This is a genomic window from Bacillus sp. FSL K6-0042 (assembly GCF_038006685.1).
In the GTDB taxonomy this organism is placed as follows: domain Bacteria; phylum Bacillota; class Bacilli; order Bacillales; family Bacillaceae_G; genus Bacillus_A; species Bacillus_A pseudomycoides.
Genome location: NZ_JBBOVS010000001.1, coordinates 3,579,058 through 3,605,946, shown reverse-complemented (window position 1 = coordinate 3,605,946; position 26,889 = coordinate 3,579,058). Strand labels below are relative to the sequence as shown.

The 26,889-nt window shown below is 36.8% G+C and carries 25 protein-coding genes; 4 read left to right on the top strand and 21 right to left on the bottom strand.

The window, feature by feature from the left end; genetic code table 11:
• The 3 genes from MHH45_RS18360 to MHH45_RS18350 form a co-directional block, all read right to left on the bottom strand.
• Entirely contained in the window at positions 1 to 1,236 is a 1,236-nt protein-coding gene (locus tag MHH45_RS18360) for an FprA family A-type flavoprotein (protein ID WP_016112496.1), read from the bottom strand.
• A 160-nt stretch (positions 1,237 to 1,396) separates the two neighbouring features.
• Positions 1,397 to 2,104: a class I SAM-dependent methyltransferase gene (locus tag MHH45_RS18355; protein WP_016112497.1), complete on the bottom strand. Its 708-nt coding sequence runs from the start codon at positions 2,102 to 2,104 to the stop codon at positions 1,397 to 1,399.
• Positions 2,105 to 2,268: 164 nt separating this feature from the next.
• Positions 2,269 to 2,991 (bottom strand): YwiC-like family protein, encoded by a 723-nt coding sequence (locus MHH45_RS18350; protein ID WP_016112498.1) that lies wholly within the window; start codon positions 2,989 to 2,991, stop codon positions 2,269 to 2,271.
• Positions 2,992 to 3,513: 522 nt separating this feature from the next.
• Here MHH45_RS18350 and ric point away from each other — a divergent pair.
• The 4 genes from ric (at position 3,514) to MHH45_RS18330 (ending at position 6,978) form a co-directional block, all read left to right on the top strand.
• Positions 3,514 to 4,221, top strand: a complete 708-nt coding sequence (gene ric / locus MHH45_RS18345; protein WP_016112499.1) for an iron-sulfur cluster repair di-iron protein — start codon at positions 3,514 to 3,516, stop codon at positions 4,219 to 4,221.
• Positions 4,222 to 4,499: 278 nt separating this feature from the next.
• Positions 4,500 to 5,186 carry a Crp/Fnr family transcriptional regulator gene (locus MHH45_RS18340; RefSeq protein WP_016112500.1) on the top strand — a complete coding sequence of 229 codons (687 nt, stop codon included), beginning with the start codon at positions 4,500 to 4,502 and terminating at the stop codon, positions 5,184 to 5,186.
• A gap of 322 nt (positions 5,187 to 5,508) precedes the next feature.
• Entirely contained in the window at positions 5,509 to 5,736 is a 228-nt protein-coding gene (locus MHH45_RS18335; RefSeq protein WP_016112501.1) for a DUF1858 domain-containing protein, read from the top strand.
• 12 nt (positions 5,737 to 5,748) lie between these two features.
• Positions 5,749 to 6,978, top strand: coding sequence for a DUF438 domain-containing protein (locus tag MHH45_RS18330; protein ID WP_016131099.1), 1,230 nt, complete (start codon positions 5,749 to 5,751; stop codon positions 6,976 to 6,978).
• Positions 6,979 to 7,225: 247 nt separating this feature from the next.
• On the opposite strand, the gene MHH45_RS18325 is transcribed toward MHH45_RS18330, so the two are convergent.
• From MHH45_RS18325 to uvrB, 18 genes are all read right to left on the bottom strand, one after another.
• Positions 7,226 to 7,483 carry an HPr family phosphocarrier protein gene (locus MHH45_RS18325; RefSeq protein ID WP_016112503.1) on the bottom strand — a complete coding sequence of 86 codons (258 nt, stop codon included), beginning with the start codon at positions 7,481 to 7,483 and terminating at the stop codon, positions 7,226 to 7,228.
• A gap of 23 nt (positions 7,484 to 7,506) precedes the next feature.
• Entirely contained in the window at positions 7,507 to 8,457 is a 951-nt protein-coding gene (gene whiA / locus MHH45_RS18320) for a DNA-binding protein WhiA (protein WP_016112504.1), read from the bottom strand.
• An 87-nt stretch (positions 8,458 to 8,544) separates the two neighbouring features.
• Positions 8,545 to 9,498 carry a gluconeogenesis factor YvcK family protein gene (locus MHH45_RS18315; RefSeq protein ID WP_016112505.1) on the bottom strand — a complete coding sequence of 318 codons (954 nt, stop codon included), beginning with the start codon at positions 9,496 to 9,498 and terminating at the stop codon, positions 8,545 to 8,547.
• A gap of 3 nt (positions 9,499 to 9,501) precedes the next feature.
• Positions 9,502 to 10,383 (bottom strand): RNase adapter RapZ, encoded by an 882-nt coding sequence (rapZ, locus tag MHH45_RS18310; RefSeq protein WP_016112506.1) that lies wholly within the window; start codon positions 10,381 to 10,383, stop codon positions 9,502 to 9,504.
• A gap of 20 nt (positions 10,384 to 10,403) precedes the next feature.
• Positions 10,404 to 10,862 (bottom strand): NUDIX hydrolase, encoded by a 459-nt coding sequence (locus tag MHH45_RS18305; protein WP_001190078.1) that lies wholly within the window; start codon positions 10,860 to 10,862, stop codon positions 10,404 to 10,406.
• Between the two features lie 244 nt (positions 10,863 to 11,106).
• A complete protein-coding gene (locus tag MHH45_RS18300) occupies positions 11,107 to 11,808 on the bottom strand; it encodes a LutC/YkgG family protein (protein WP_016112507.1) in 702 nt (233 codons plus the stop codon).
• The gene (locus MHH45_RS18295) at positions 11,789 to 13,222 is read right to left on the bottom strand and encodes a LutB/LldF family L-lactate oxidation iron-sulfur protein (RefSeq protein ID WP_016132402.1); all 1,434 of its coding nucleotides are present in this window, start codon (positions 13,220 to 13,222) and stop codon (positions 11,789 to 11,791) included. The genes MHH45_RS18300 and MHH45_RS18295 overlap by 20 nt, the downstream gene beginning before the upstream one ends.
• Before the next feature lie 16 nt (positions 13,223 to 13,238).
• Positions 13,239 to 13,964, bottom strand: coding sequence for a (Fe-S)-binding protein (locus tag MHH45_RS18290; protein WP_016112509.1), 726 nt, complete (start codon positions 13,962 to 13,964; stop codon positions 13,239 to 13,241).
• Between the two features lie 214 nt (positions 13,965 to 14,178).
• The gene (locus tag MHH45_RS18285; RefSeq protein ID WP_016112510.1) at positions 14,179 to 14,988 is read right to left on the bottom strand and encodes a DUF368 domain-containing protein; all 810 of its coding nucleotides are present in this window, start codon (positions 14,986 to 14,988) and stop codon (positions 14,179 to 14,181) included.
• A gap of 230 nt (positions 14,989 to 15,218) precedes the next feature.
• The gene (gene trxB / locus MHH45_RS18280) at positions 15,219 to 16,175 is read right to left on the bottom strand and encodes a thioredoxin-disulfide reductase (protein ID WP_016112511.1); all 957 of its coding nucleotides are present in this window, start codon (positions 16,173 to 16,175) and stop codon (positions 15,219 to 15,221) included.
• A gap of 77 nt (positions 16,176 to 16,252) precedes the next feature.
• Entirely contained in the window at positions 16,253 to 17,764 is a 1,512-nt protein-coding gene (locus MHH45_RS18275) for a tetratricopeptide repeat protein (RefSeq protein ID WP_016112512.1), read from the bottom strand.
• Positions 17,765 to 17,895: 131 nt separating this feature from the next.
• Entirely contained in the window at positions 17,896 to 18,417 is a 522-nt protein-coding gene (locus MHH45_RS18270) for an acyltransferase (protein ID WP_003201873.1), read from the bottom strand.
• 21 nt (positions 18,418 to 18,438) lie between these two features.
• Positions 18,439 to 19,077: a pyrophosphatase PpaX gene (gene ppaX, locus MHH45_RS18265; protein WP_016131103.1), complete on the bottom strand. Its 639-nt coding sequence runs from the start codon at positions 19,075 to 19,077 to the stop codon at positions 18,439 to 18,441.
• 66 nt (positions 19,078 to 19,143) lie between these two features.
• Complete coding sequence (gene lgt / locus MHH45_RS18260; protein ID WP_016112514.1) at positions 19,144 to 19,956, bottom strand: prolipoprotein diacylglyceryl transferase; 813 nt, start codon at positions 19,954 to 19,956, stop codon at positions 19,144 to 19,146.
• Positions 19,957 to 19,979: 23 nt separating this feature from the next.
• Complete coding sequence (gene hprK / locus MHH45_RS18255; protein ID WP_016112515.1) at positions 19,980 to 20,909, bottom strand: HPr(Ser) kinase/phosphatase; 930 nt, start codon at positions 20,907 to 20,909, stop codon at positions 19,980 to 19,982.
• Positions 20,910 to 21,071: 162 nt separating this feature from the next.
• Positions 21,072 to 21,446 carry a phage holin family protein gene (locus MHH45_RS18250; protein WP_016112516.1) on the bottom strand — a complete coding sequence of 125 codons (375 nt, stop codon included), beginning with the start codon at positions 21,444 to 21,446 and terminating at the stop codon, positions 21,072 to 21,074.
• A gap of 470 nt (positions 21,447 to 21,916) precedes the next feature.
• Positions 21,917 to 24,787, bottom strand: coding sequence for an excinuclease ABC subunit UvrA (uvrA, locus tag MHH45_RS18245; RefSeq protein WP_033670868.1), 2,871 nt, complete (start codon positions 24,785 to 24,787; stop codon positions 21,917 to 21,919).
• A 5-nt stretch (positions 24,788 to 24,792) separates the two neighbouring features.
• Positions 24,793 to 26,769 carry an excinuclease ABC subunit B gene (gene uvrB, locus MHH45_RS18240; RefSeq protein ID WP_016131105.1) on the bottom strand — a complete coding sequence of 659 codons (1,977 nt, stop codon included), beginning with the start codon at positions 26,767 to 26,769 and terminating at the stop codon, positions 24,793 to 24,795.
• Positions 26,770 to 26,889: the final 120 nt, after the last annotated feature.

Genomic DNA, 26,889 nt, shown 5'->3' with positions numbered 1-26,889 from the left:
TTAAATAGAGCTTAATAATAAGTCTGTAACAAATGTTGTTGCATGTTTGATTTGTTGTGTTTTTTCTTCACTCTTTGGAGAGAATCTTATGCGAATAGGGAATTCAACATGAGTCATACCTGTAGATTTAATAACATTTGATGTACTTTGGACATTCATGTTTGTTTCATTTAGGTAATCTTGTACTACCTCGATTGCTTCACCACTCCAACCGTATGATCCGAATGCAGCTGCGATTTTCCCTTCTAAGTTCATTTCCTTCACTTCTATTAAAATTTCTTCTAAGTTTCCAATCATATCTGCATATTTAGTTGACGATCCGATGAAGACTGCATCTGCTTCTTGAATACTTCCTAGAATCTGAGCTTTATCCGATTTATCAGCATTAAATACTGTTACTTTAATATTATCTGCCTCGAATGTTTCTTTAATGATATTCGCAATTTTTTTCGTGTTGTTTTTAATAGTTGTATATACAATTGTTACTTTTTTACCTTGCGTTGTATCTTTACTCATTTCTGCATATAAATCGATATATTTTTGGACATCTTTTCGTAAAATGTACCCATGAGATGGAGCGATCATTTGTACATCTAAACCTTCTAATGCCTCTATTAACGTTCTAACATATCTTCTATGTGGATGAATAATTGCATTATAATAACCAATAAAATCTTCTGTGATATCTACATTCGCTTCATCGATAAAAATTTCATCATTCGCTACGTGAGTACTAAAAATATCACATGAGAATAAAATTTTATCCTCTATGCAATACGTGATCATTGTTTCTTCTGTATGAAGATATGGGGTTTCCTTAAATTTCAATGTTTTTCCACCAATATCTAATGTGTCACCATCTTTTACAACTAAAAAATTCCTGTTATGCAATTTATACATTTCTTGCAACTCAGGTACTGCAATTTCTGTGCATACAATTGTAGCTTTTGTAGCCCTTGATGCTAGTGCTGCCAAGCCACCTGAATGATCAGGTTCTGTATGATTCACTACAATATATTGAATTTCTTGTGGATCAATTAATTCACTTAAATATTCTACAAATTCTCTTCCAAACTCTAGATCAACTGTATCAATCACTGTTGGTTTTTCAGTTTTTAAAAGATACGCATTATAAGTTGTTCCTTTTGCTAAAATTAAACGATGAAACGGAACTTCTCTATTATCAATTTTTCCAACCCAATATATATCCTCTGTTAGCTTAATTTCTCTATTCATATTTTTCATTCCTCCTGATTGTTATCTGTTAACAACAAATGTATTATAAAAATTTCCCTAAGATAAAAAGATGACTGGAATCACATTTTGCGAAAACAAATAAAAAAAGTACTTTAGTAAATGAAAATCTTTTTCTTTACTAAAGTACTTTTTCACATATTTATTTTGTAGCTACAAGAACTAATGCAGACCCATTAGGTAAATACGCCTCTTTTTTAAAATTACCGAAAGTTTCTACAGCCCGAAAACCACATTCTTTTAACATAGGCAGGAGTTGTTTTTTCGTAATAGGATATAACGGAATACTATTTGACAATTCCTTATCATCCACATTCAATGTTGCAGTAAATAATACTTTTTCTCCTTCTAGCGTATAATTACGCTTAAAGGAGAAATGTTTCTTCTCTAGTACCGGAAATTTGAAATTATTTTCATCTAATACTTTTTCATAATTTACAATTTGAATCATTAGTTTTCCGTTTGCTTTTAATTTTTCATAAGATCCACAGATAAAATTAAAGATTTCTTTCGTATTATCTAAATGAACAAGTGTATTTCCAATACAATAAATACCATCAAATACTCCAGGCACATTTTCAATTTGTTGCATCCCAAATGTATTTACACTAAATATCCCTTCGTAAACTGCAGCCTTCTCTCGAATTTTTGCAGCCAGCGTCTTCTCTGGTTCCATTGCAGTAACAGCAAAACCCTTTTCAACTAGCGCTTGGGCTACATTACCTGTTCCTGCGCCCACATCCAGTATAGAGCTACCTTTTTGTAAATAAGAGACTATAAAATTTATTTGTTTCTCATTTGCAGGAAAAAGTTCATCATAATATGGCGTTAACGTTTGATAGAAAGTCATTATTTATACAGTCCTTTCAGTATCTAGCATTCAAATCATAATCAATTACTACCCGCAAATAGCAGGATAATATATATGAAATGTAAAAAAGCTATTTGAATCAGTTTCCTTATCAAAATATTACTGAACCATCACAAATTTACTGTAATAATTACGAGAAATTATTACAGTAAGGCTTTGGCTAACAACATTACTGTAATAAAAAAGTAAATCGAATTTACAATCTCTAAAATACCCAATTTTAAAATTGAAATATTTCTACCATAAAATATTATGGATCGTACTAAACTTGGTATAAAGATAATGCTAAACCACGGTGATACAATTAAAGTAATAATCACAAGTAAAGAATGGTACCCCCACGAAACCCAACGATACGTTGGATTCTTTTTCTCACGAATCATCGACTTTACATAAAACGTACTTCCCATAAAATATAAAAATGATATCACTGCAATTACACATGCTTTCTCATCAACTGTTTTCATTGTGAAATAATAACTAATTATTCCACCTATACAAAACAAAATAATAGCAAATATATCATTTAACAAAGCTCGTTCGTTTTTTTGACGTGAAAAATAAATATTTATGAAAAAGCATGGAAGCATAACAATGGAGAACAACAAAATACGCCATTCATATATAAGAGCAACGATCGCGAACACACAAGCCACACTAAAATAAAGAAAGAAATAATATAGGTAATACTTCTTTCGGGGGTGTTTTACATACATTAATAAAGGATACGTAGCTAAGTATACGAATAACCATGCCAAAAAAAGTGGAATATGGTACCACGTCCCTTTGCCAATTAATACACCTAAAATAAATGGAATAAGCAACATTCCCCACGCTCCATGCTGCTTTGGAATAATTAACTTCATTCTTTCGACACTCTCCCCCAAAGTTTTGATCAATAATGTCATATCGTACTACATACAAAAATATTTCAAATGTTTTTTATAATGCTTTGCTGCTGAATCAAACAAAAGGATCGAGGTCAATATCTATATAAAATAAATTCCCCATATCCTCTTTCATTAAAGATAAGCTATGTTCAAAGAGGATACTGTGAGTAAAATCACTGCATTATTTTTTCTTTGCAATTTTAAATTCATATGAATGGCTCATTTATTATAGGTTTCCTAAATTCATATAGATTACTAAAACCTAGATACCATAAAGTGAAACTTTAATAATAGCAGCGCTCATCCATAATGAATTCCACACCTTTAATCCAGCTCATCATTTAATATCCCAACCTTGTAGCGCAGTGAATCTAACATATATGAAAATCACTAACGATAAAACTCACTCATTATAAGTGATTTATATCACCACATGAACGCTAAATTGTTGATATCCTTAACCCAGATTAAACATTTAAACTTTATGGAGGTATTCATATGAAACGTATTTTTACCGAAAATTCCGTTATTGGCGATATTGTTACACAATTTCCAAAAGCAAGTGACCTTTTCAAATCATATAGAATAGATTTTTGTTGTGGTGGTAATAGACCGATTATCGATGCTATTAATGAAAGAAGTTTATCCGCAGAAGAAATTTTAACAAAGTTAAATACGCTCTATCATGAAACAAAACAATTAAACGAATCTGAATTTGATTGGAAAACAGCTTCTTATAGCGAATTAATTGATTATATTGTGAATAAACATCATCGCTATTTAAATGAAGAATTACCGTTGTTAAGCCCCTACGTAACAAAAGTGTTACGCGTTCATGGGGCAGGACAACCACATTTAGCTCAAATTCATAAACTATTCCATGAATTAAAAACAGAATTAGAGCAACATTTAATTAAAGAAGAAACAGAAGATTTCCCTTTGATTTTAGCATTTGAACAAAATCCAACTGATGAAAATTATATGAAATTACGCAAAGTAGTAGATGAATTAGAAAATGAACACAACCACGCTGGTGATATTATTAAAGAACTTCGTAAAGTTACAAATGACTTTACTCCTCCAGTAGGCGCTTGTGGCACTTATCGTCTTGTCTATCAACGACTTGAAGCTCTTGAATCTGATTTATTCGAGCATATACATTTAGAAAATAACGTTTTATTTCCGCGTGCAATTGCACAAGTTTAAATAAGAATAAAACAGGATAATTGAAAAGAGGAACAACGACCTCTTTTCAATGAATCCCGTTTTATCTATTACCAAACAGATATCTCCATTCACGAAAATCGTATACCTCCCTCTCTCCTCCCTTATGTTTCACAAACCTTACAAATTCCAATTTTGTTTTTGAAATTCGTCTCATTTTCAATCAAAAGTATGATTTTTATCACTGCTTCATTTTTCTATTTAGGATACATTAATAAGAAAAGCACTATCATTGGGATAATGTTAGGAGTGATGAATACATGTCAGAGATAATAAAAAAACACTTACAGGGAGTTTCCCTCTTTAAAGAACTTTCAGAAGAAGAAATTCAACCAATTGTAGAAATTTCACGAATGCGAATGTATAAAGCAAGATCATTTGTATTTATGCAGGGTGATACTCTTGACCGAGTATTTTTTATTCACTCCGGCAAAGTAAAAATTCAAAAAACAGATGCATCTGGCAAAGAACAAATTGTTTCTATACTTCAAGATGAAGAAATGTTTCCTCACTCCGGCTTCTTTCGAAAAGGTTCATTTCCTGCTCATGCTGAAATTCTTGAAGATGCCCAATTAATTGTCATTCCTATCGTTGATTTTGAGATGATTTTAATTAAGCACCCTGGATTATGTATTAAATTATTTAGAGTTCTTGGAGAAAAAATCGTGGATCTTCAAAATAGATTAGAAGAACAAATTCTTCATGACACATATGCGAGAATTATTATGCTACTGCTACGCTTATGTAAGTCAAATGGTGTACAGATAGATGACAAATATAAAATAACGACCCATTTTACGAACCGCGAACTCGCTAACATGATTGGAACATCAAGAGAAACTATGAGCCGAACTATTACTTACTTAAGAAAAAATGAGATAATTGCTACGGATGAGGATGGTTATTTCCTTATCGATCTAAATAAGTTGGAAAATGAAATTATATAATCAGATGCCAAACTGTCCTAAATCAATATTCTATTCGAAGTCATCCCCCTTTCATTAGTGATACTCCCATCAGCGGAGGCTTTCATCTTCCACTGATGGCGAACCTTCATTACAGCCTTTTACAGGCTGTTTACTCTGCGCTACCTCCCTTTTTCTCTCTAAATCTTGAGATCATAATCTCACCAACTGCGAATAACGAGATGAAAGTAAAAGTGACAAACTTGTTAAAAAAACGAATGTGTGATTTGGCTCACAATTTTATTCCTGCCTTTATGTTACAGTGCAATTGATAATTAATATCAATCATTTCGAGGTGAGAATAATGACAAAGCAAATTAATTTTCATCATACTGTTTATGATTTAACGACTCAATGTCCTGAAGTTCTTCCGATTTTAAAAAATCTTGGATTTGAAAATATAACAAAACCTAATATGCTACAAACCGTTGGACGAGTAATGACGATTCCGAAAGGATGTCTACTGAAAGGTATTTCATTAGACGTAGTAAAAGAGGCTTTTCAAAATAGTGGATTTCACATTAACGAGTAGAGGAGAATCCTTATGAGCGAAATCATTAATAACAGGGAACAAGAAGATATAAATAACGCTGAACGTCAAGCAATCTTAAAGACGATTATTAAAGATCTTCATAACGGAAAAAACATTGAAGATGTAACAGCTCAGTTTCAAGAAGCGATCGGAAATATTACCGTAGCAGAAATTTCAAAGCTCGAACAGGCACTTATGGAGGAAGAAGGAATTCCAGTTGAAGAAGTACAACGCTTATGCTCCGTTCATACAGCTGTTTTTAAAGGATCCATTGAAGAAATTCATCAATCTAATAAACAAGAAGAGCAACCAGGCCATCCCATTTATACATTTAAAATGGAAAACAAAGAAATCGATCTACTTGTGAATTTCAAACTTCAACTTCACTATGAACGTTTTGAAAAAGAAGATAGCGAAGAAAATATTTATAAACTAATAGAAGACTTAAATTTATTAATCGATGTTGATAAACATTATAGCCGGAAAGAAAATCTACTTTTCCCTTATCTAGAGAAATACGGCATTTATGGACCAACTCAAGTTATGTGGGGCGTTGATGACAGAATTCGTGCTGCTATTAAAGAGGCAAAACAAAAATTAGTAAATTATAATCAAGATAAAAAATCAGTCTTAGACAGCGTTTCTTTCGTCATCCATGACGTAACTGAAATGATTTTTAAAGAAGAAAATATTTTATTTCCGATGGCCCTTCAAACTCTTACAGAAGATGAATGGCTAAAAATCGCTCATGAAAGTGATGAAATTGGCTACTGCTTAACAAGTCCTACAAGTACATGGAAACCAGAAAGAAATATGATCAAAGAAGAAGCCCTGTCCGGAGGCCTGATTCGTTTTGAAACAGGTATATTATCTTTAAAACAGTTAGAACTAATGTTAAATCACTTACCTGTTGATATTACATTCATTGATGAAAATGATGTTGTGCGTTACTTCTCTCATGGAAAAGAACGAATCTTTGCTCGTACGAAAGCTGTCATTGGTCGAACAGTGCAAAACTGTCATCCACCAAAAAGCGTTCATGTCGTTGAAAAGCTCTTAGAAGATTTCAAATCTGGAAAAAAAGATTGCGAAGATTTTTGGATTCAATTTCAAGATAAATATGTATATATTCGTTACTTCGCAGTGCGCAATGCAGATGGAAAATATATAGGAACTGTCGAATTCACACAAAACATTCAACCAATTCGTGAGCTCCAAGGAGAAAAACGGATTCTTTCATAATTTATCTCGCATTAACGGGCAGTAAGACCCCCACCTCAAGATTCAAAGAAACCCGAGGTGGATAGGTGAGGGATCAACTGCCCGTAAAAGCCCGATTGGTGAGGGCTAATAATCAGTGGGGGATGAAGACCCTCCCACTGATTAAAGTTTCACTTTATATGAGAATGATAAAGTGAACTCATTGACGATTCAACACAACATATCGACCATTCACAGTAAAACAGCTATCGCGTGGGCGATAGCTGTTTTACTGTTTATTTTGCACATAAGCAGCCAGCGCTTCTAAAGCAGCTTCTGCATCTGACCCTTCTGTTATAATCGTTACACTGCTGCCAGATCCAATCGCTAAGCTCATAATCCCCATTATACTCTTCGCGTTGACTGTTTTACCATCTTTCTCAATGAAAATATCAGCATGAAAACGATTCGCCTCTTGTACAAACAACGCAGCCGGACGTGCTTGCAAGCCGTTTTTTAATGCAACCTCAACCTGTTTTTGAACCATAGCTCCGTTTCTCCCCTTTACCGTTATTTTTTTGCTACCGGTTCCCCCGCGCGTAATTTCTCTGCGATTTCATCGATTTTACGCAAACGATGATTGATACCTGATTTACTGATTTTCCCCCCAGATACCATCTCGCCTAATTCTTTCAATGTTACATCCTGATAATTAATACGTAATTGTGCAATCTCGCGCAGTTTATCTGGCAAGACATCCAGTCCCACCGTCTCATCAATGTAACGAATATTTTCGATTTGCCTTAAAGCAGCACCAATTGTTTTATTTAAATTGGCTGTTTCGCAATTCACTAAACGATTGACTGAATTACGCATATCGCGAACAATACGAATATCTTCAAATCTTAACAACGCATTATGTGCACCAATAATGTTTAGGAACTCCGTAATTTTCTCCGCTTCTTTTAAATACGTAATATACCCTTTACGCCTTTCCAACGTCTTACTATTTAAATCAAATCCGTTCATCAGTTCACATATAGAATCATTATGTTCCTTGTATAGCGAAAAGACCTCTAAATGATAAGATGATGTTTCTGGGTTATTTACTGAACCACCTGCTAAAAATGCACCTCTTAAATACGATCGTTTACAGCATTTCTTTTCAATCAATTCCTGTGAGATATTGCGAATAAATGAAAAGTCTCCTCTTACAATATGCAAATCTGCTAATATTTCACGTGATTTTTCAACAAGCCGAACGATATATACATTATTTTTCTTAAGTCGCATCTTTTTACGAACAAGTAATTCTACCGTTACGTCATATCCTTTTTTCAGCAATGTGTAAATTCTTCTGGCAATTGCTGCATTTTCTGTTTGAATATCAATCGAAAGACGACGGTTTGAAAAAGAAAGTGATCCGTTCATTCGAAGCAATGCTGATAACTCCGCTTTCTCACAGCACTCCTTCATCTCAAGCTTTGTCAGCTCTTTCTTTGTTTCTGATGCAAATGACACAGCCCCACCTCCTTATACGATATTTGGGAACAACAATTTTGTCCTATATGAATGAGTAGCGTTATCTCATAAAGAGATAACGCATGCTTATAACAACGAATATAAAATAGAAGCTAGTTTTAATGTATCATGTCTTACAACTTGATCATCATACTTTGCTAATTCATCTTGAATTAAACGAATCTTACTTTCAGCAAAACGATCTTCATCAACCACAACAGGTTCAGACAGCTCTTCTGCATACAGTTTACGTAATCCAGCAGGAATATCATGATTATTTACAATCGCTGTATCGATGAAAGGTGCTCCAAGATGATCATGCAAAGCTTGCACATGATCAAATGCTGTATACCCCATTGTTTCACCGGCTTGTGTCATGACATTACATACATATGCCTTTTTCGCCTTTGCAGCAAGAACAGCGTCCCCGATTTTTTTCACGATTAAATTCGGTAAGATACTTGTATACAAACTACCCGGACCAAAAACAAGCAAATCAGCCCGCTGAATCTCCATCAATGTCTCATACAGTGGTTCTACATCACCCGGTGTTAAAAATACGCGATTAATCTTTTTCCCAAAATACGGAATTTTCGACTCACCTGTTACAATTTGCCCATCTTCCAGTTCTGCATGAAGCACAACACTTTGATTGGCCGCTGGTAAAACACGCCCTCTTACATTTAACACTTTACTCGTTTCTGTAATGGCATGGAAAAAGTCTCCTGTAATCGACGTCATCCCAGCTAGCAATAAATTACCTAATGCATGACCCGTTAAACCTTCTCCGGATGTAAAACGATGTTGAAATAAAGCTTCCACAAGCGGCTCTACATCTGATAACGCAACAAGTACGTTACGAATGTCGCCTGGTGGTGGAATTTCTAACTCATCACGCAATCTACCTGAACTGCCACCATCATCAGCTACTGTAACAACCGCTGTAATATCAACAGGATATTTCTTCAATCCTCTTAATAAAACAGATAGTCCAGTTCCTCCTCCCATGATGACAATTTTAGGTTTTCTCTCTTTTTTCATCCCTTAATGGCCCTTTCTCTTCTCCACATCACGATGAGATACATGAACGATATATTCTGGTTTCAAATGTTTTCCAAGGTATTCTGCAAGCGTAACAGAACGATGTTGCCCACCTGTACATCCAATTGCAATTACAAGTTGACTCTTACCTTCTCTTTTATAATGAGGAAGCATGAAAGTAATGAGATCCGTCAGCTTTTCTAAAAATTTATGTGTTTCATTAAATTTGAGCACATATGACGAAACTTCTTCATCCAGTCCTGTTAAAGGCTTCATCTGTGGAATATAATATGGATTTGGTAAAAAACGAACATCAAATACTAAATCAGCATCAATCGGAATACCGTACTTAAATCCAAATGACATCACATTTACACGAAACGCTTGCTCATTTTCTGTTGAAAACAGATGAACAATTTTCTCGCGCAATTCTTTCGGTTTTAACTCAGACGTATCGAGTACAATATTAGCTCTTGCCTTCATGTCTGTTAATAAATTACGCTCTGCCTCAATCCCTTTTAACGGCAAACCAGTCGGCGCAAGCGGATGCGAACGTCTCGTTTCTTTGTAACGCGTTACAAGCGTGCTATCTTTAGCATCTAAAAATAAAATATGAGGAATGATCCAAGTGCGTTCTGATAAATCATCAAGCGCTCCCCATAAATGTTCAAAAAATTCGCGGCCACGTAAATCAATACCAAGTGCCACTTTATTCATTTTTCCTTTCGAGTCTGCCATAAGTTCAACAAACTTCGGCAATAACATCGGTGGTAAGTTATCTACACAAAAATATCCTAAATCTTCAAAACTTTGTAAGGCTACTGTTTTTCCTGCACCGGACATTCCTGTAATAATTACCATTTTAATATCATTATTCGCTGTCATTGTATCCCCTCCTTGACGGTTTAGCTCGGATCCAATCGATATGAAAGTAATTCAAAGTCTGGTGTATATACAAACGTACCGTAGATTATTCCATTTCCTTTAATTAAATAATCAATAATGTGATAATCTCCTGGTGCCATTGCTAACTCATCAATTTTATCAAATGTATGCCAGCCTATGATGCCTTCTTCGCTTTCCAATTTGTTTTCTCCTGCAAAATCTGTCGCTAAAAAGGAGAACATCATCCATTCAGAAACAACTTTATCACCTTCTTGAATGACAAAAGTGAAGACCCCCTTTAACGCTGGGTTCTTTAAATAAATACCTGTTTCTTCACGATATTCGCGAACAACGGAATCTCTTACTGTTTCACCGCGTTCCATTTTCCCGCCCGGTGCAACCCACCAGTTCCGACGAGGTTTTTGTAATAGGAGAACTTCATTATCTTTGATTAACACACAGTTTGTTACTCTTTGCATGTTTCTTCACCTCAGCTACTTATGATGAATTTCTTCATCACATACTCATTTCATTATACTATCAAAAACACTTTGTCACAATGAAGGAGCTCCTGGCCTAAAGAAACAAAAAAACGATGGAAATTAATTCCCATCGCTGTTGGATTACAAAATAGAATCCCTCACAATTGGCATATCTTATACGCAATATACAAAGATCAAGTCAAATCTTTTAACTCATTATTTGGTAAGGAGACGTAAATCCTTATTGATCATCCACAATAATATACGCTGTTCTGATTGGCCCATGTACACCTACGACGAGATTCATTTCAATATCTGCACTATTTGACGGACCAGAAACGAAATTCACACAAGCTGGCAATTTGTCTCCCGCTTTATTTTGATGGTGAATGACTTTTGTAGCCTGGGTTAACCTTGGCACAATCGTACTTTTAGGAACAATTGCAATATATGACTTAGGAAGAAGACTAACGTGCCTTCCTTTTAATCCATCATTAAATAGAACAACGGTTCCTGATTCAGCAAGAGCGATATCACTGAACGTAATGCCAAGGTCAGCAGCTTTCGCAAATTCTATGTTCTCTTCTTTATGATCTAAGCCCCACTTACGAAAATGTATTGTACCTTCATTGCTTAAAAATTGACTGAGACCATATTCCTTGAACCGTTCATCATTAGAATACATAACAGATTGGATATTCCACTCTGTTAGAAAAGATTGTAATGTTTCAACAAGCCTGGCCTTTGTTGTTCGCTTAACTTGTGTATGAATTACCTCACATTGCTCTATTAACTTTAGTACAAGTTCATCTTGTGTTAATCCGTCAAAAACAGTCCACTGCGGAGAAAAAGACCAGTTCGGTTTTTTTACTGCTTCCGGACGTTTTCTGCCAAGCTTTTCTGATAATTGGAATAAAAATTCCTCACGATTTTGGATGGCCATTATCGTTCTCCTTTACACGTTTTTTAAACCAATCTCTAAACGGTTGTTTTTCTGGAACTGGAAAATCTCTCGCATCCGTCCAAGCTTTTAACGGACCGATTCCACGCTCGATCTTGTCCCCTTTTGTAAGAGGCTTTAATGCATACGGAGCGGTCTTTGTAGCAAGGGAAAATAACCTGGAGCTATTCACCGCTTTTTCAAAACCTTTCATAGCCACGTTCCAAGCTACAGGTGATTGTTTCGCTTCTTCTACAATGTGGCGGCGATGTTTAATTAATAAATCGTGTAACGGTATTTTCACTGGACACGCTTCTGTACAAGCTCCACAAAGGCTAGATGCATAAGGTAAATCTTTATATTCATCATATCCTCCTAAAAGTGGTGTCAACACAGCTCCAATCGGTCCTGGATAAATGGAGCCATACGCATGTCCACCGATATGCCGATATATGGGACATACATTAATACATGCCGCACAGCGAATGCACTGAAGGATACTTTGAAATTCTGTTCCTAAAATATTAGAACGACCATTATCAACAATGACTAAATGAAATTCCTCAGGTCCGTCTGTCCCGCCGGGCTCGGTTAACCCTGTAATATAACTTGTTAACTTTTGTCCTACAGAACTTCGGCATAGAAGTGTTACTAATACATCAAGCTCTTCCCATGTCGGAACAATACGTTCCATTCCCATAACTGTAATTAACGTTTTCGGAAGCGTCGTGGTAAGTCTTGCATTTCCTTCGTTTGCCACGATAGAAATAGACCCAGACTCTGCAACAGCAAAGTTACATCCTGTCACCCCTACATCCGCTGTAAAAAAATCATCACGCAAATAATTCCTTACAAACCTCGCCATTTCCGTAGGATCAGATGTTCCAGTATAATCTAACTTTGTTTTAAATATTTCACAAATGTGTTCTTTATCCTTATGAAGACACGGAACAACAATATGTGATGGAGGATCGTGGTCGTTCACTTGCAGAATAAATTCGGCAAGGTCCGTTTCTAACACTTCTCCTCCAACCTCTTCAATCGCTTCATTTAAACTAATCTCTTCCGTTACCATAGATTTTGATTTCACAATTTTTTTCGCGTTTTTCTTTTTTACAATCCCTTTTACATATTCCCTTGCGTCTTCTGCAGTCTTTGCAAAATAAACAAAACCACCGTTTTTCTCAATATTTTCACTCAGTTGATACAAATAATAATCAAGGTTTTCTAATGTATGCTTTCGAATTTCTTCCCCTAAAGCTCGCCATTCCTCCCAATTCCCAAGACTCTCAGTAGCTTTTAATTTCTTGCCTCTAAGACCATCTTGTGCTTTCCTGACAGCCTGTCTCATGAATTGATCCCCTATACCTGTTTCAGCACGCTTATGAAAAGGATCGTTCCCAATTTTCATTCCCATCTTTATATCCCCCCTCTTATTTTCGATCTTCATTTAATACTTGAGCAATATGCTTTACATCAATTGGGTAACCATTGCGTGTTAAACGTCCTTTTATATTCATTAAGCAGCTACAATCCATCCCGATTAACAGTTCTGCACCGGTTTCCATAATATGCTTTACTTTTTCATCGACCATTTGCTCAGAGATTTCTGGCATTTTCACTGAGAATGTGCCCCCAAATCCACAGCAATCATAATTATGTGATAACGAAACAACTTCCAGTCCCTTTACACATTTTAATAATTTTTGCGGCGGTTCCTTAATCCCCATTAATCGGCTCATATGGCAAGATGTATGAACCGTTGCTTTTTTATGAAGCTCCGCACCTAAGTCTTCTTTCCCTAATACTTCAACAAGAAACTGTGTGAATTCATATGTTTTATTTGCAAGTTCAGTAGCTTTTTTCTTCCACTCTGCTTCACTTTCAGAAAATAAACTAGAAAACTCGTGAACCATCATAGCGCAAGATCCTGATGGCGCTACAACATATTCCGAATTCGCAAAAGCTTTAATCATATGTTTTGCAGCTGTTCTTGTTTCTTTATGATAACCGCTATTATAAGCAGGCTGTCCGCAGCAGGTTTGGTCTTTAGGGAAATCAACTTCACACCCTAAATCTTCAAGAATTTCCACAACATCTTTTCCTACTTCTGGATAAAAAACATCTACAACACAAGTGATAAATATTGACACTTTCATATTTTACACCCCCAAATAAAGTAAAGTAGCCTGTCATGAATTGTACTTTTACAGAAGGTTTACCTTCCTACCAAATGTTGAAAGGCAAGATAAAGCAGAAAAGTAAGCTCAAGTAACTTTTTCACCAAAAGGATCGCTTTCGTATATTCTTGGTAAAAAATACAAAAAATATAAATGCAAATAACAAAAAAAGTGATTGAGAGCTATCTCTCAATCACTTTTTCTTACTAAAATACGATACAATCGCAAACCCTAAAATAAACGTAATAATAGAACTTACAATCGACATACCACCGGCTGGAATCCCAGGAAACACTACTGCAATCGATCCGATGACAAGCCCAATAATTGCAGCGAATGTTGCACTTTTAAAATGTGCTAATAAGTAGCTAATCCCTTTACTACTCACCACAAATCCAACCATAACACCTGCACCAATGACTGCAATTAGCGGTAGGTTTAATGTTGTTAATGCATTAATCGCTGTTGGATATACACCAATAATTAATAAAATAAATGATCCGCTAATCCCTGGAAGTAGCATAGCCATACTTGCCATCCAACCTGCCAAAAATAGTCCAATTGTATTTAAAATTGTTAACGTAGTAATCGGATCTGCCGCTTTATCTGGCTTAAAAAATGCTGTTACAGCTACAAGAGCCGCTGCAACGATTAGTAGAACAATATGTCCTGCTTTAAATGTTTCCTTTGCATTTGCTTCCTTCATTAACATTGGTAAAATACTCAAGATTAAACCAAGGAAGAAAAACTGCGTTGGCTCATAATGATTTGCCAGTAAATACTTAATCACATGACTTAATGTTAAAAATGCCACCGCTACACCAGCAGCAAGCGGAATTAAAAAGCCTAAATGTTTTTTCCATTCACGACTAAAGAATCCGCTAATTGCCGCAAGCAATCTTTCATAAATCCCTAGTACAACAGCAATTGTCCCGCCGCTTACACCAGGAATTAAATCACTAACTCCCATACAAAAACCACGATATATATTACGCCATTCCATACTGAATAAACTCCTCATTTCCCATAATCATTTTTTTCGTAAATTCTAGTATAACAATAACTATTTGTGCGTCCCATGAGAAATTTGACAAACATTTGACATTTTAGGCAGAAATTGAACTACCCCCACCTTCACTTCGTTTAGAGGAGGGGGTCTTCTCGGTTAAAATGATAAAAAAAGAAAGCTACCATCTATGAAGGTAACTTTCTTCTTTAAAAGGATTCATATCCTTATTTTTCTGTTACAGTTTTTAATTCCTCTAACAACTCTTCTACATAATGCTGTGCACTTTGTGCTGCGATACTACCATCGCCAGTTGCTGTTACAATTTGACGAAGCATTTTTTCGCGAACATCACCAGCTGCGAAAATACCAGGAACTTTCGTTTCCATACGTTCATTTGTTTCAATATAACCATTTTCATTTGTAATGCCAAGCTCAGTAAATGGTTTTGATAGTGGTAACATTCCGATATAGATAAAAGCACCATCTGCTTTAAATTCTTGTTCTTCACCAGTGTTAACATCTACAAGTGTTACACTACCTACTTTACCATTCTCTTCGTTAATTTCTTTTACAGTATGATTCCAAATGAAGTCCACTTTCTCATTTTGGAAAGCACGGTCTTGAAGAATTTTCTGTGCGCGAAGAGCATCACGACGGTGAACGATTGTTACTTTTGATGCGAAACGTGTTAAATACACACCTTCCTCAACAGCAGAATCTCCACCGCCAACAACAACAAGTTCTTTCCCTTTAAAGAAAGCGCCGTCACATACCGCGCAATATGATACACCACGGCCGCCAAGTTCTTTTTCACCTGGTACACCGATTTTTTTATACTCTGCACCACTTGCAACAATAATCGCGCGTGTTTTGTATTCTTTTTTACCAGCTACAACTGTTTTATATTCTTTGCCATCGATGACTTCTTTCACATCACCATATGCATATTCAGCACCGAATTTCTTCGCATGCTCGAACATTTTATTTGATAAATCAGGTCCTAAAATAGATTCATAACCTGGATAGTTTTCTACATCTTCTGTGTTTGCCATTTGTCCGCCTGGAATACCACGTTCAAGCATAAGCGTGCTTAAATTTGCACGAGACGTATACACTGCAGCTGTCATCCCAGCTGGCCCAGCACCAATAATAATGACATCATAAATTTTTTCTTCTGACACACTATTCACTCCTATTCATTCCTACCATAACTTACTCTCATTATACTGTTAGCATCTGTTTTTTCCCAATGATTTGCCTACGTGTGAGTACGCTTTACTACTTGCACATATTTTCTCACAGTTGCCACAGATACATTATATATATTTCCAAGTTCGGCCTGTGTCATTTTATTTCTCTGTTCTCCGCGCACAATATACTCGATTGCCGCAGACCAACCAAACACGTTTGTAAATACCGTCCCAGATGTATATAGGCGTATAAAGGTACAAAACCAAAAATGTAAGCACTCTTCAATCAATTCATCTTCTTTATTTGTATAGTTATATAAGGCATCCGCAATCCGAATACATTGTTCAAACGGTTGTAACTCGCTCGGAATACTCTTATGACTGCTCATTAAAAAGAAGTATTTTGCCAGTTGCGAAACAATTGGCACACGATTTTTCGCCTGCGTCACATCAAAGAAAAAGCCAATCTTCTCAGGTGTTGTTAATTCATTCATTAAATACAGTGCTAACATTTGCTCTTCTAACGTTGTACTTTGCTGGAAAGATTTCCTCAGCTCTTCAAACAAAACATTCTGTCCTTCATCAGCTAAATGCAGGGCATTCCACGGCTCTTTCCCTTTTTTATCAGGGTGTAATTCTACAACAGATTGCCACATCTTTTCCGCTGTCTGTTGATCTTTTATCATATAAGCAGAGTATGCAAACCAATAGTAAAAGCTGACATCTCCTTCATAACCTTGACGCTTTAATAACCTTAACCATTTATATGCCGATGCAAAGTGACCAATTGTCGCGAATGTTGTTCCTAGCTTCAATCGATGCTCAAATGACATCGGATATACGGATTCTAGTTGCTTCGCTAACGCTTCTACTTGCTTATGCTCTCCAATTGAATATAGAAAAATAAGCGTATTACATAACGCATGCATATTACCAGGATTTTTCTCTAAAATCATCTCTGTTAACTTTAATGCTTTATCTACATTTCCTAACTGAAAATGAGCAATTGCTAAATTATTATAACCCGACCAAAATTCTGGATAATCTTTCGTAACAACTTCAAGTGTAGCAATTGCTTCTTCTAATTGTCCGTTGCGAATATAACGGTTCGCTTGTTCCTGCATGACAATTAACTCATCTTCATCTTCAAACTCTTCCGCATCCATTGATTCTTCTTCCATAATTTCAAGCAATTCTAACGTCTCTTCCACAAATTCCTTCTCTGTAGCTATCTCTAAATATTGCTCCGCATACTTCTTCGCCTGCTGAAACAAGCCAAGATATGCGTAATTATTTGCTACAAAATAATAGCACTGTTCAATATTAGAATTCGAACGAATCAGTTTCAAGAAAATTTGATTTGATTCTTGATACTCACCGACTTCCGATAATACCGTAGCTAATTGACATAAAATAAACGGCTCTTTCTCACTTTGTGCCGCTCTTCGAAAATATTTAATCGCATCTTGTAATTTATGATTGCGATAAGACTTCATCCCTTTTTTATAAAAGAAATCAGCTAATTGATTAAAAGAGATAACTTGTCCGTTCTCCTTAAATATTCTTTGATTTTTCCCCATATATCCTCCAGTTTTTTGTTTTCTTCGTTCACACCTTCTTCTATTTATAAGTATAAACGATTCCGTAAAAAACAAAACAGTATATTATAATCAATTATTTCCTTTTTATTCATAAAAAGAGAAGAGAAATGTTACATTTTTAACATTGACTTTCTCCTCTCTGCCATCTCTTCCTTCGTATAAATGATACGCATTGGATTTCCACCTACAAAAGCACCGCTTGGTACATCACGGTGAACAAGCGTACCTGCTGAAACAATAGCACCGTCCCCAATCTTCACACCTGGCAATACAGTTGAATTTGCTCCAATCATCACTTCATTCCCTATGATTACTTCTCCAAGACGATATTCCGTAATTAAATATTCGTGAGCTAAAATCGTTGTATTGTAGCCAATTATTGAATTTGCTCCAACTGTAATCTTTTCTGGAAACATAGTATCAGGCATAGCCATAAGTGCAAATGATGTTTGCTCTCCGACTTTCATCCGTAAAAACGTGCGATACAACCAGTTCTTCACAGATAAAAATGGCGTATAGCGTGCAATTTGAATAACAATAAAATTTTTCATTACCTTAAAGAAGGATACTGTTTTATACACATTCCATAATGAATTTGCTCCTGAAACAGGGTAGCGCGTTGTCCGTCGCACTTTGCTCTCTCCCCTTATCTACTATTCAGACAAAATGGATAATAAATCACTCATTTTATCTAGTACATAATCCGGCTTATACGATTCTAAGTACTCTCTACCTTTAATCGTCCATGCCACTGCTGCTGTTTTCGTACCTGCGTTTTGTCCGCCTACTATATCATGATGGTTATCACCAACCATTAATGTTTCTTCCGGTTTTGCATCCAATAGTTTCAATGCTTTTTGAATGGGTTCTGGATGTGGTTTCACGTGTTCTACATCATCAATTGTTACAACAACATCAAAGAACTCCTTTAATTTTGAAAGCTTTAAACCCATTTCTACTGTTTGTCTCGCCTTCGTGGTCACAATTCCAATTTTATAACCTTGTTTCTTTAATTCCTGAACGGTTTCATAGACAGTTTCATATTCTTCCACTAGTTCATCATGATGGTCATGATTAAACTGACGATAGCACTGAATCATCTCATCTACCTTGCCCTCATCCATTGAACGAAACGTCTCATGCAAAGATGGACCGATAAATGGCAATATATCTTCGCGCTTATACTGATCTGGATAGTACTTATTTAACGTGTGTAAAAAAGAAGAAATAATAAGTTCATTTGTATTTATTAATGTTCCATCTAAATCAAATAACACTGTATTTATTTTCATATGCTAAGGTCCTTTCACTGCCTGAATATGAAAGAAGCAGCATCTCATATAAGATGCTACTTTTCTCTAGTTTTCTGAATATCTTTTATCAGCTTGCCCCATTATACGTCTCACAATAATGAAAATGATAGAAATAACAACAAGCCCGATGGACATCACTTGCGCAATGCGAAGCGGTCCTAACATTAAGCTATCCGTACGTAGGCCTTCCACAAAGAAACGTCCAACTGAATACCAAATTAAATACGTAAAGAATAATTCACCACGGCGTAAATTCGCTTTGCGTAATAACAATAATAGAATTACACCTGCAAAATTCCATAATGATTCATATAAGAACGTTGGATGATAATATACACCATTAATATACATTTGATTCACAATAAACTCTGGTAAATGTAAGCCTTCTAAAAACTGTCTTGTTACTTCACCGCCGTGAGCCTCTTGGTTCATAAAATTTCCCCATCGGCCAATTGCTTGTCCAAGAAGAATACTTGGTGCTGCAATATCAGCCAGCTTCCAGAAGGAAATACCACGTTTTTTCGCAAAGAAAATCCCCGTAATCACCGCTCCGATTAAACCACCATGAATCGCCAATCCACCTTGACGAATATTAATAATTTGCCTTGGGTCTTGCACATAATATTCCCACTCAAAAATAACATAGTATGCGCGTGCGCAAATAATCGCGATTGGTACCGCAATTAAAACAAGATCGACAAAAGTATCTTTTGGAATACCTAATCGTTCACCCTCGCGCGTAGCTAACCAAAGTCCAAGCAAAACACCTGTCCCAATAATAACCCCATACCAATAGACTGGGAATGGTCCAAGCTGAATCGCTACACGATCTAGCTGTGGTACAGAACCTAACAGCATATGTATGACCTCTCTCTCCAAACTTATTCTTGATTTCCTAGTTCAATCGCACTCATTAAGCGCTCAGAAAATTGTTGTGCTGCATTGACTCCCATTCGTTTTAATCTGAAGTTCATTGCTGCTACTTCAATAATAACAGCCAAGTTTCGGCCAGGACGAACTGGAAGTGTAATCTTCGTAAGTTCTGTATCTATAATTTTCATTTTCTCTTCATCAAGACCTAGACGATCATAGTTTTTCTTTTGATCCCAAATCTCAAGATTAATCACAAGTGTAATACGCTTGTAGTTTCGCACAGCCCCTGCACCAAATAACGTCATGACGTTAATAATACCTAGACCACGAATTTCTAGTAAATGCTCAATTAAATCTGGCGAGCTTCCTACTAACGTATCTTCATCTTCTTGACGAATTTCTACGCTATCATCCGCAACTAAGCGGTGACCGCGTTTAACAAGTTCAAGTGCTGTTTCACTTTTCCCGACGCCGCTTTGACCTGTAATTAAAACACCAACGCCGTAAATATCTACTAATACACCGTGAACGGCAGTTGTTGGTGCTAACTTACCTTCTAAATAATTTGTTAAACGACTTGATAGTCTTGTCGTCGTTTGGGAAGAGCGTAAAAGAGGCACACCAAACTCACGTGATGCTTGCAATAATTCTCCAGGTACATCTTGACTACGCGTTACAATAATACACGGCGTCTCTTCTGTACAAAGAGCTGTCATTCTTTCTTGCTTTTGCTCAGTTGTTAATGTATCAAAAAAAGTAAGCTCCGTTTTTCCAAGAAGCTGTACGCGATCTGCTGGATAATATGTAAAGAATCCTGCCATTTCAATTCCAGGTCGCGATAAATCACTTGTATCAATTGGACGATGAATTCCTTCCTCACCACTTACTAATTCCAATTGAAATTGCTCAATTAAATCTTTTGTCCTTACTTTCGGCATATGTAAACCTCCACTCCGCTGCGGGTTCAATCTCATTTGATGTAAAATTCCATTCTAACCGATATTGTACCATTTTTTTCTGAAAACAAGAAATATGGTTTCTACTAAATAGAAAAAAACATTTCATGAGGTTCATGAAATGTTTTTCTTTTTGTCATTTTTCTATTTTTTCTCAGATAATGGTTCGACAATTACTTTATCAATCAGCATATTTAAGATAGAAATACAAATTGCCGCAAGAATTGCTACACCAAATCCTGATATGTTAAAAGCATCACCTAACAAAGAATCTGTCATCTCTAATGTAATTGCATTAATTACAATTAGGAAGAAACCAAATGTTAAAACAGTAATCGGTAACGTAATTAAAATTAATAACGGTTTTACAAACACATTTAAAATCGACAAAATAATGCTCGCGATAATCGCGGTTTGTATGTTTTCTATGTAAAATGCGTCTGGTGCAATTCCCTTTAGAAGACCTGATACAACAATTAATACGACGCTATTTACAAGAAGTGATAGAATCCATCTCATTTTCTTACACATCCTTTTGATATATATACTTAATCATACGCTAATGGATAGCAAACGCCAAGTAACCATAAAAAAAGCGAGGGAAAACCTTTCTTTTTTGGTGGGAAGAGAGCATCCACCCATCCATAGGGGGGACAGATCCTTTTTTCGCCCCATCCCAGGAGGAAATGAGTAGAAGTCTCCTTTTGGCTTCATAGTCATGATTTGTATGCTGAAAACCGAAATGAGTTTATCCCGCATTAACGGACAGTAACACTCCCACCTCAAAATTCAGCGAAAGCAAAGAAGTTAGGTGGGAGATGAACTGTCCGTAAAAGCCCGATTCGTTCAACTCATAATCAGTGGGGGATGAAGAAAACCCCCACTGATTAAAGTTTCACTTTATATAACAACTTATTCCAGCCCTTATACTTGTATACCTGCCACGCTAAATCCTCTCCCAAACTAAAACAAGGAGCTAGCCAATTGGCTTAGCTCCCTACTTCAACCCCATTCATCTTCTCTTTCATACGAGCCGTATCACGCTCTAAAATCTCTTTTAAATACTTCCCTGTATACGAACGTTCTTCTTTTACAACTTGCTCCGGCGTACCTGATGCAACGATTTGACCACCTTTGTCTCCGCCTTCTGGACCAAGGTCAACAATGTAATCTGCTGTCTTAATTACATCTAAGTTATGCTCGATAACAAGCACAGTTTCCCCACTTTCAACAAGGCGCTGTAATACTTCTAGAAGTCGTGCAATATCATGTGCATGTAAGCCGGTTGTCGGCTCATCTAAAATATATAACGTACGACCTGTAGAACGGCGATGTAATTCAGATGCAAGTTTCACACGCTGCGCTTCACCACCCGATAATGTAGTAGCCGGCTGCCCTAATTTCATATAGCCTAGCCCTACATCTACAAGCGTCTGCAACTTCCGTTTAATTTTCGGGATGTTGGCAAAGAATTCTACCCCATCTTCAATCGTCATTCCTAGTACTTCAGAAATGTTCTTATCTTTATATTTCACTTCTAACGTTTCACGATTATAACGTTTTCCATGACATACTTCACATGGAACATATACATCCGGTAAGAAATGCATTTCAATTTTAATAATCCCATCACCGCGGCAAGCCTCACAACGGCCACCTTTCACGTTAAAACTAAAACGTCCCTTTTGATACCCACGTACTTTTGCTTCATTCGTTTGCGCAAACACATCACGGATATCATCGAAAACGCCTGTGTATGTCGCTGGATTCGAGCGCGGTGTACGTCCGATTGGTGATTGATCAATATCAATAACTTTATCTAAATGCTCAAGGCCTTTAATTTCCTTATGAGCTCCTGGCTTACTTTTCGCTTTATATAATTTCTGTGCTAACGATTTATATAGAACTTCATTGATCATCGTACTTTTTCCTGATCCAGATACGCCGGTTACTGCTACAAATGTCCCAAGCGGGAATGACATCTTCGCATTTTTTAAGTTATTTTCTTTTGCACCAATAATCTCGACCTTACGCCCATCCCCTTTACGTCTCTCAAGTGGGACCGGAATAAATTTCTTACCGCTTAAATATTGCCCTGTTAATGAATTATCATCATTCATCACTTCATCTGGCGAGCCAGATGACACAACTTGCCCACCATGAATTCCTGCGCCAGGGCCAATATCAAGTAAATAATCGGCCGCCATCATTGTATCTTCATCATGTTCAACAACGATTAGCGTATTTCCTAAATCACGCATTTCCTGTAATGTACGAATCAGGCGATCATTGTCACGCTGATGTAAGCCGATAGAAGGTTCATCAAGAATATATAATACACCAGTTAAACGAGAACCAATTTGCGTTGCAAGACGAATACGCTGTGCTTCCCCACCTGATAATGTTCCTGCTGCACGGCTTAATGTTAAATAATCAAGTCCAACGTTAATTAAGAAACTTACGCGCTCTTTAATTTCACGTAAAATTAAACGAGCAATCTTTTCTTGTTTTTCTGTCAGTTCAATGCCCTCGAAGAAATCATAAACTTCTTGAACAGAGTACTTCGTTACATCCGCAATCGTTTTTCCGCCAACAAAAACAGCTAAGCTTTCTGGCTTCAAGCGGCCGCCCTTACATTTCGGACACGCCTGCTCCGCCATATACTTCTCCATTTGTTCACGAATGTAATCAGAACTTGTTTCACGGTAGCGACGTTCAATATTTGGAATAACTCCTTCAAATAAAATATCACTTTCTTTCACTTGTCCAAAGTCATTCACATAACGGAAATAAACCTTCTCTTCTCCACTTCCGTACAACACTTTATCAAATAACTCTTTCGGTATATCCTTCACAGGCATATCCATATCAATGCCGTAATGATTACACACAGATTGCAGTAATTGCGGATAATATTGCGAACTAGTCGGTTCCCAAGGGGCAATCGCATGCCCATTTAACGATAAGTCCCAATTTGGAATTACAAGTTCTAAATCTACCTCTAATTTTGAGCCAAGCCCATCACAAGACGGACACGCACCAAATGGGCTATTGAAAGAGAACATACGAGGTTCTAATTCACCGATTGAAAAACCACAATGCGGGCAAGCATGATGCTCACTAAATAAAAGCTCCTCTTCTCCAATCACATCGATTAATACACGACCTCCACCTAGTTTCAATGCACTTTCAAGAGAATCTGCAAGGCGGCTTGCAACCCCTTCTTTCACAACGATACGGTCAATTACGACTTCAATGGAATGCTTCTTGTTTTTATCTAACGTAATTTCTTCAGACACATCAAGCATTTCTCCATCAACACGAACGCGAACATAACCTTGTTTCTTTATATCCTCTAATACTTTCACATGTGCACCTTTACGACCTGATACAATCGGTGCTAACACTTGTAATTTCGTGCGCTCTGGATATTCTAAAACACGGTCTACCATTTGTTCTACCGTTTGTGATGTAATTTCAATCCCGTGGTTCGGACAGATCGGTGTCCCAATACGCGCAAATAATAGGCGTAAATAATCATAAATCTCTGTCACCGTTCCGACTGTTGAACGTGGGTTACGACTCGTCGTTTTTTGATCAATTGAAATTGCTGGCGATAACCCTTCAATTGTATCCACATCCGGTTTATCCATTTGCCCTAAAAATTGGCGCGCATACGCGGATAAAGACTCCACGTATCTGCGCTGCCCTTCTGCATAAATCGTATCAAATGCTAATGATGATTTCCCTGAACCAGACAGACCTGTCACAACAACGAGCTGATTTCTCGGAATGGTTACATCAATATTTTTCAAGTTATGCGCCCTCGCACCTTTTACTACGATAAAATCTTTGCTCACTATTTTCACCCTTCCGCTTTTAATTCTAGCAGTAAATCTCTCAGCTCAGCTGCACGCTCGAAGTCTAGTGCCTTTGCCGCTTCCTTCATTTCTGCTTCCATCTTCGCGATTGTTTTTTCTCGTTCTTTCTTCGTCATTTTCTTAGCCGGCCCAGCTTCATATACTTCTGTTTCTTCTGCGGCTGTTGTTGCACGAATCACGTCACGTACTTCTTTTTGAATTGTTTTCGGTGTAATGCCATGTTCCTCGTTGTAAGCTTCTTGCTTTTGACGACGGCGTTTCGTCTCTTCAATTGCAATTCCCATCGATCTCGTTATGCGATCTGCGTACATGATTACATGACCGTGTTCATTACGCGCGGCACGACCAATTGTCTGAATCAATGATCGCTCTGAACGTAAGAATCCTTCTTTGTCCGCATCTAAAATCGCTACGAGTGATACTTCTGGAATATCAAGCCCTTCTCGCAACAAGTTAATACCAATAAGCACATCAAATTTGCCAAGGCGAAGATCTCGAATAATCTCAATCCGCTCTAGCGTTTTAATTTCAGAATGTAAGTAGTTTACTTTAATACCAACATCTTTTAAATAATCTGTTAAATCCTCTGACATTTTCTTTGTTAATGTCGTAATCAATACACGCTCATTTTTCGCAATGCGATCATGGATTTCTCCTAATAAATCATCTATTTGCCCTTCAATTGGTCTTACATCAATTTGCGGATCTAAAAGCCCCGTTGGACGGATAATTTGCTCCACAACTTCCGGTGTAAGCTCTAGTTCATATGGGCCCGGCGTTGCTGATACATACACAACTTGATTCGTTTTCTCTTCAAACTCTTCAAACATAAGCGGTCTATTATCCATCGCTGACGGCAAGCGAAATCCATGGTCAACAAGCACTTGTTTACGCGCTTGGTCCCCATTATACATCGCTCTTACTTGCGGCACTGTTACATGCGACTCATCCATAACAATTAGGAAATCTTTAGGGAAATAATCTATTAATGTATATGGTGTTGAACCAGCTGGACGGAGCGTCAAATGACGGGAGTAGTTTTCAATCCCCGAACAAAATCCCATCTCTCGCATCATTTCTAAATCGTAACGAGTTCGCTGCTCAATACGCTGGGCTTCTAACAATTTACCGTTATCATTTAATTCTTTTAAACGCTCTTCTAATTCTTTTTCAATATTTTCAATGGCAACTTTCATTTTTTCTTCACGTGTAACGAAGTGAGATGCCGGGAAGATTGCTACATGTTCACGTTCTGCTAATACTTCACCTGTTAAGGCATTCACTTCACGGATACGATCAATCTCATCGCCAAAAAACTCAATCCGAATACAATGTTCATCAAGCGATGCTGGGAAAATCTCAACTACATCTCCGCGCACTCGAAATGTTCCGCGTTTAAAATCAATATCATTACGACCGTACTGCACATCAACAAGTTCACGAAGCAATTGATTACGGTCCTTTTCCATACCAACGCGCAAAGAAACCACAAGTTCACGGTATTCTTCTGGCGAACCTAAGCCGTAAATACAAGAAACACTTGCTACAATAATGACATCATCTCGTTCAAATAAAGCTGATGTCGCTGAGTGACGTAATTTATCAATCTCATCATTGATTTGTGCATCTTTTTCAATAAACGTATCGGTTTGTGGTACATACGCTTCCGGTTGATAATAATCGTAATAACTCACAAAATACTCAACAGCATTGTTCGGAAAGAAATCTTTGAGTTCACTATACAGTTGTCCTGCTAATGTTTTATTATGAGCCATTACAAGTGTTGGCTTCTTCACTTCTTTAATAACATTCGAAATCGTAAATGTCTTTCCCGTTCCTGTCGCTCCAAGCAACACTTGATGTTTCTTACCATTATTAATCCCCGCTATCAGCTGCTTTATCGCTCTTGGCTGATCACCTTGCGGGGAATATTCTGAGACAATCTCAAATTGATGTTCCAAACAAAACCGACCTCCTCGTAAAAAATCTGTATTCCCATTTTACCACGAATGCCCATGAAAAAACCAAGAAAACGAACAGATATTCGGTAAAGTTTTCGACAATATAAAGTGAAACTTCCA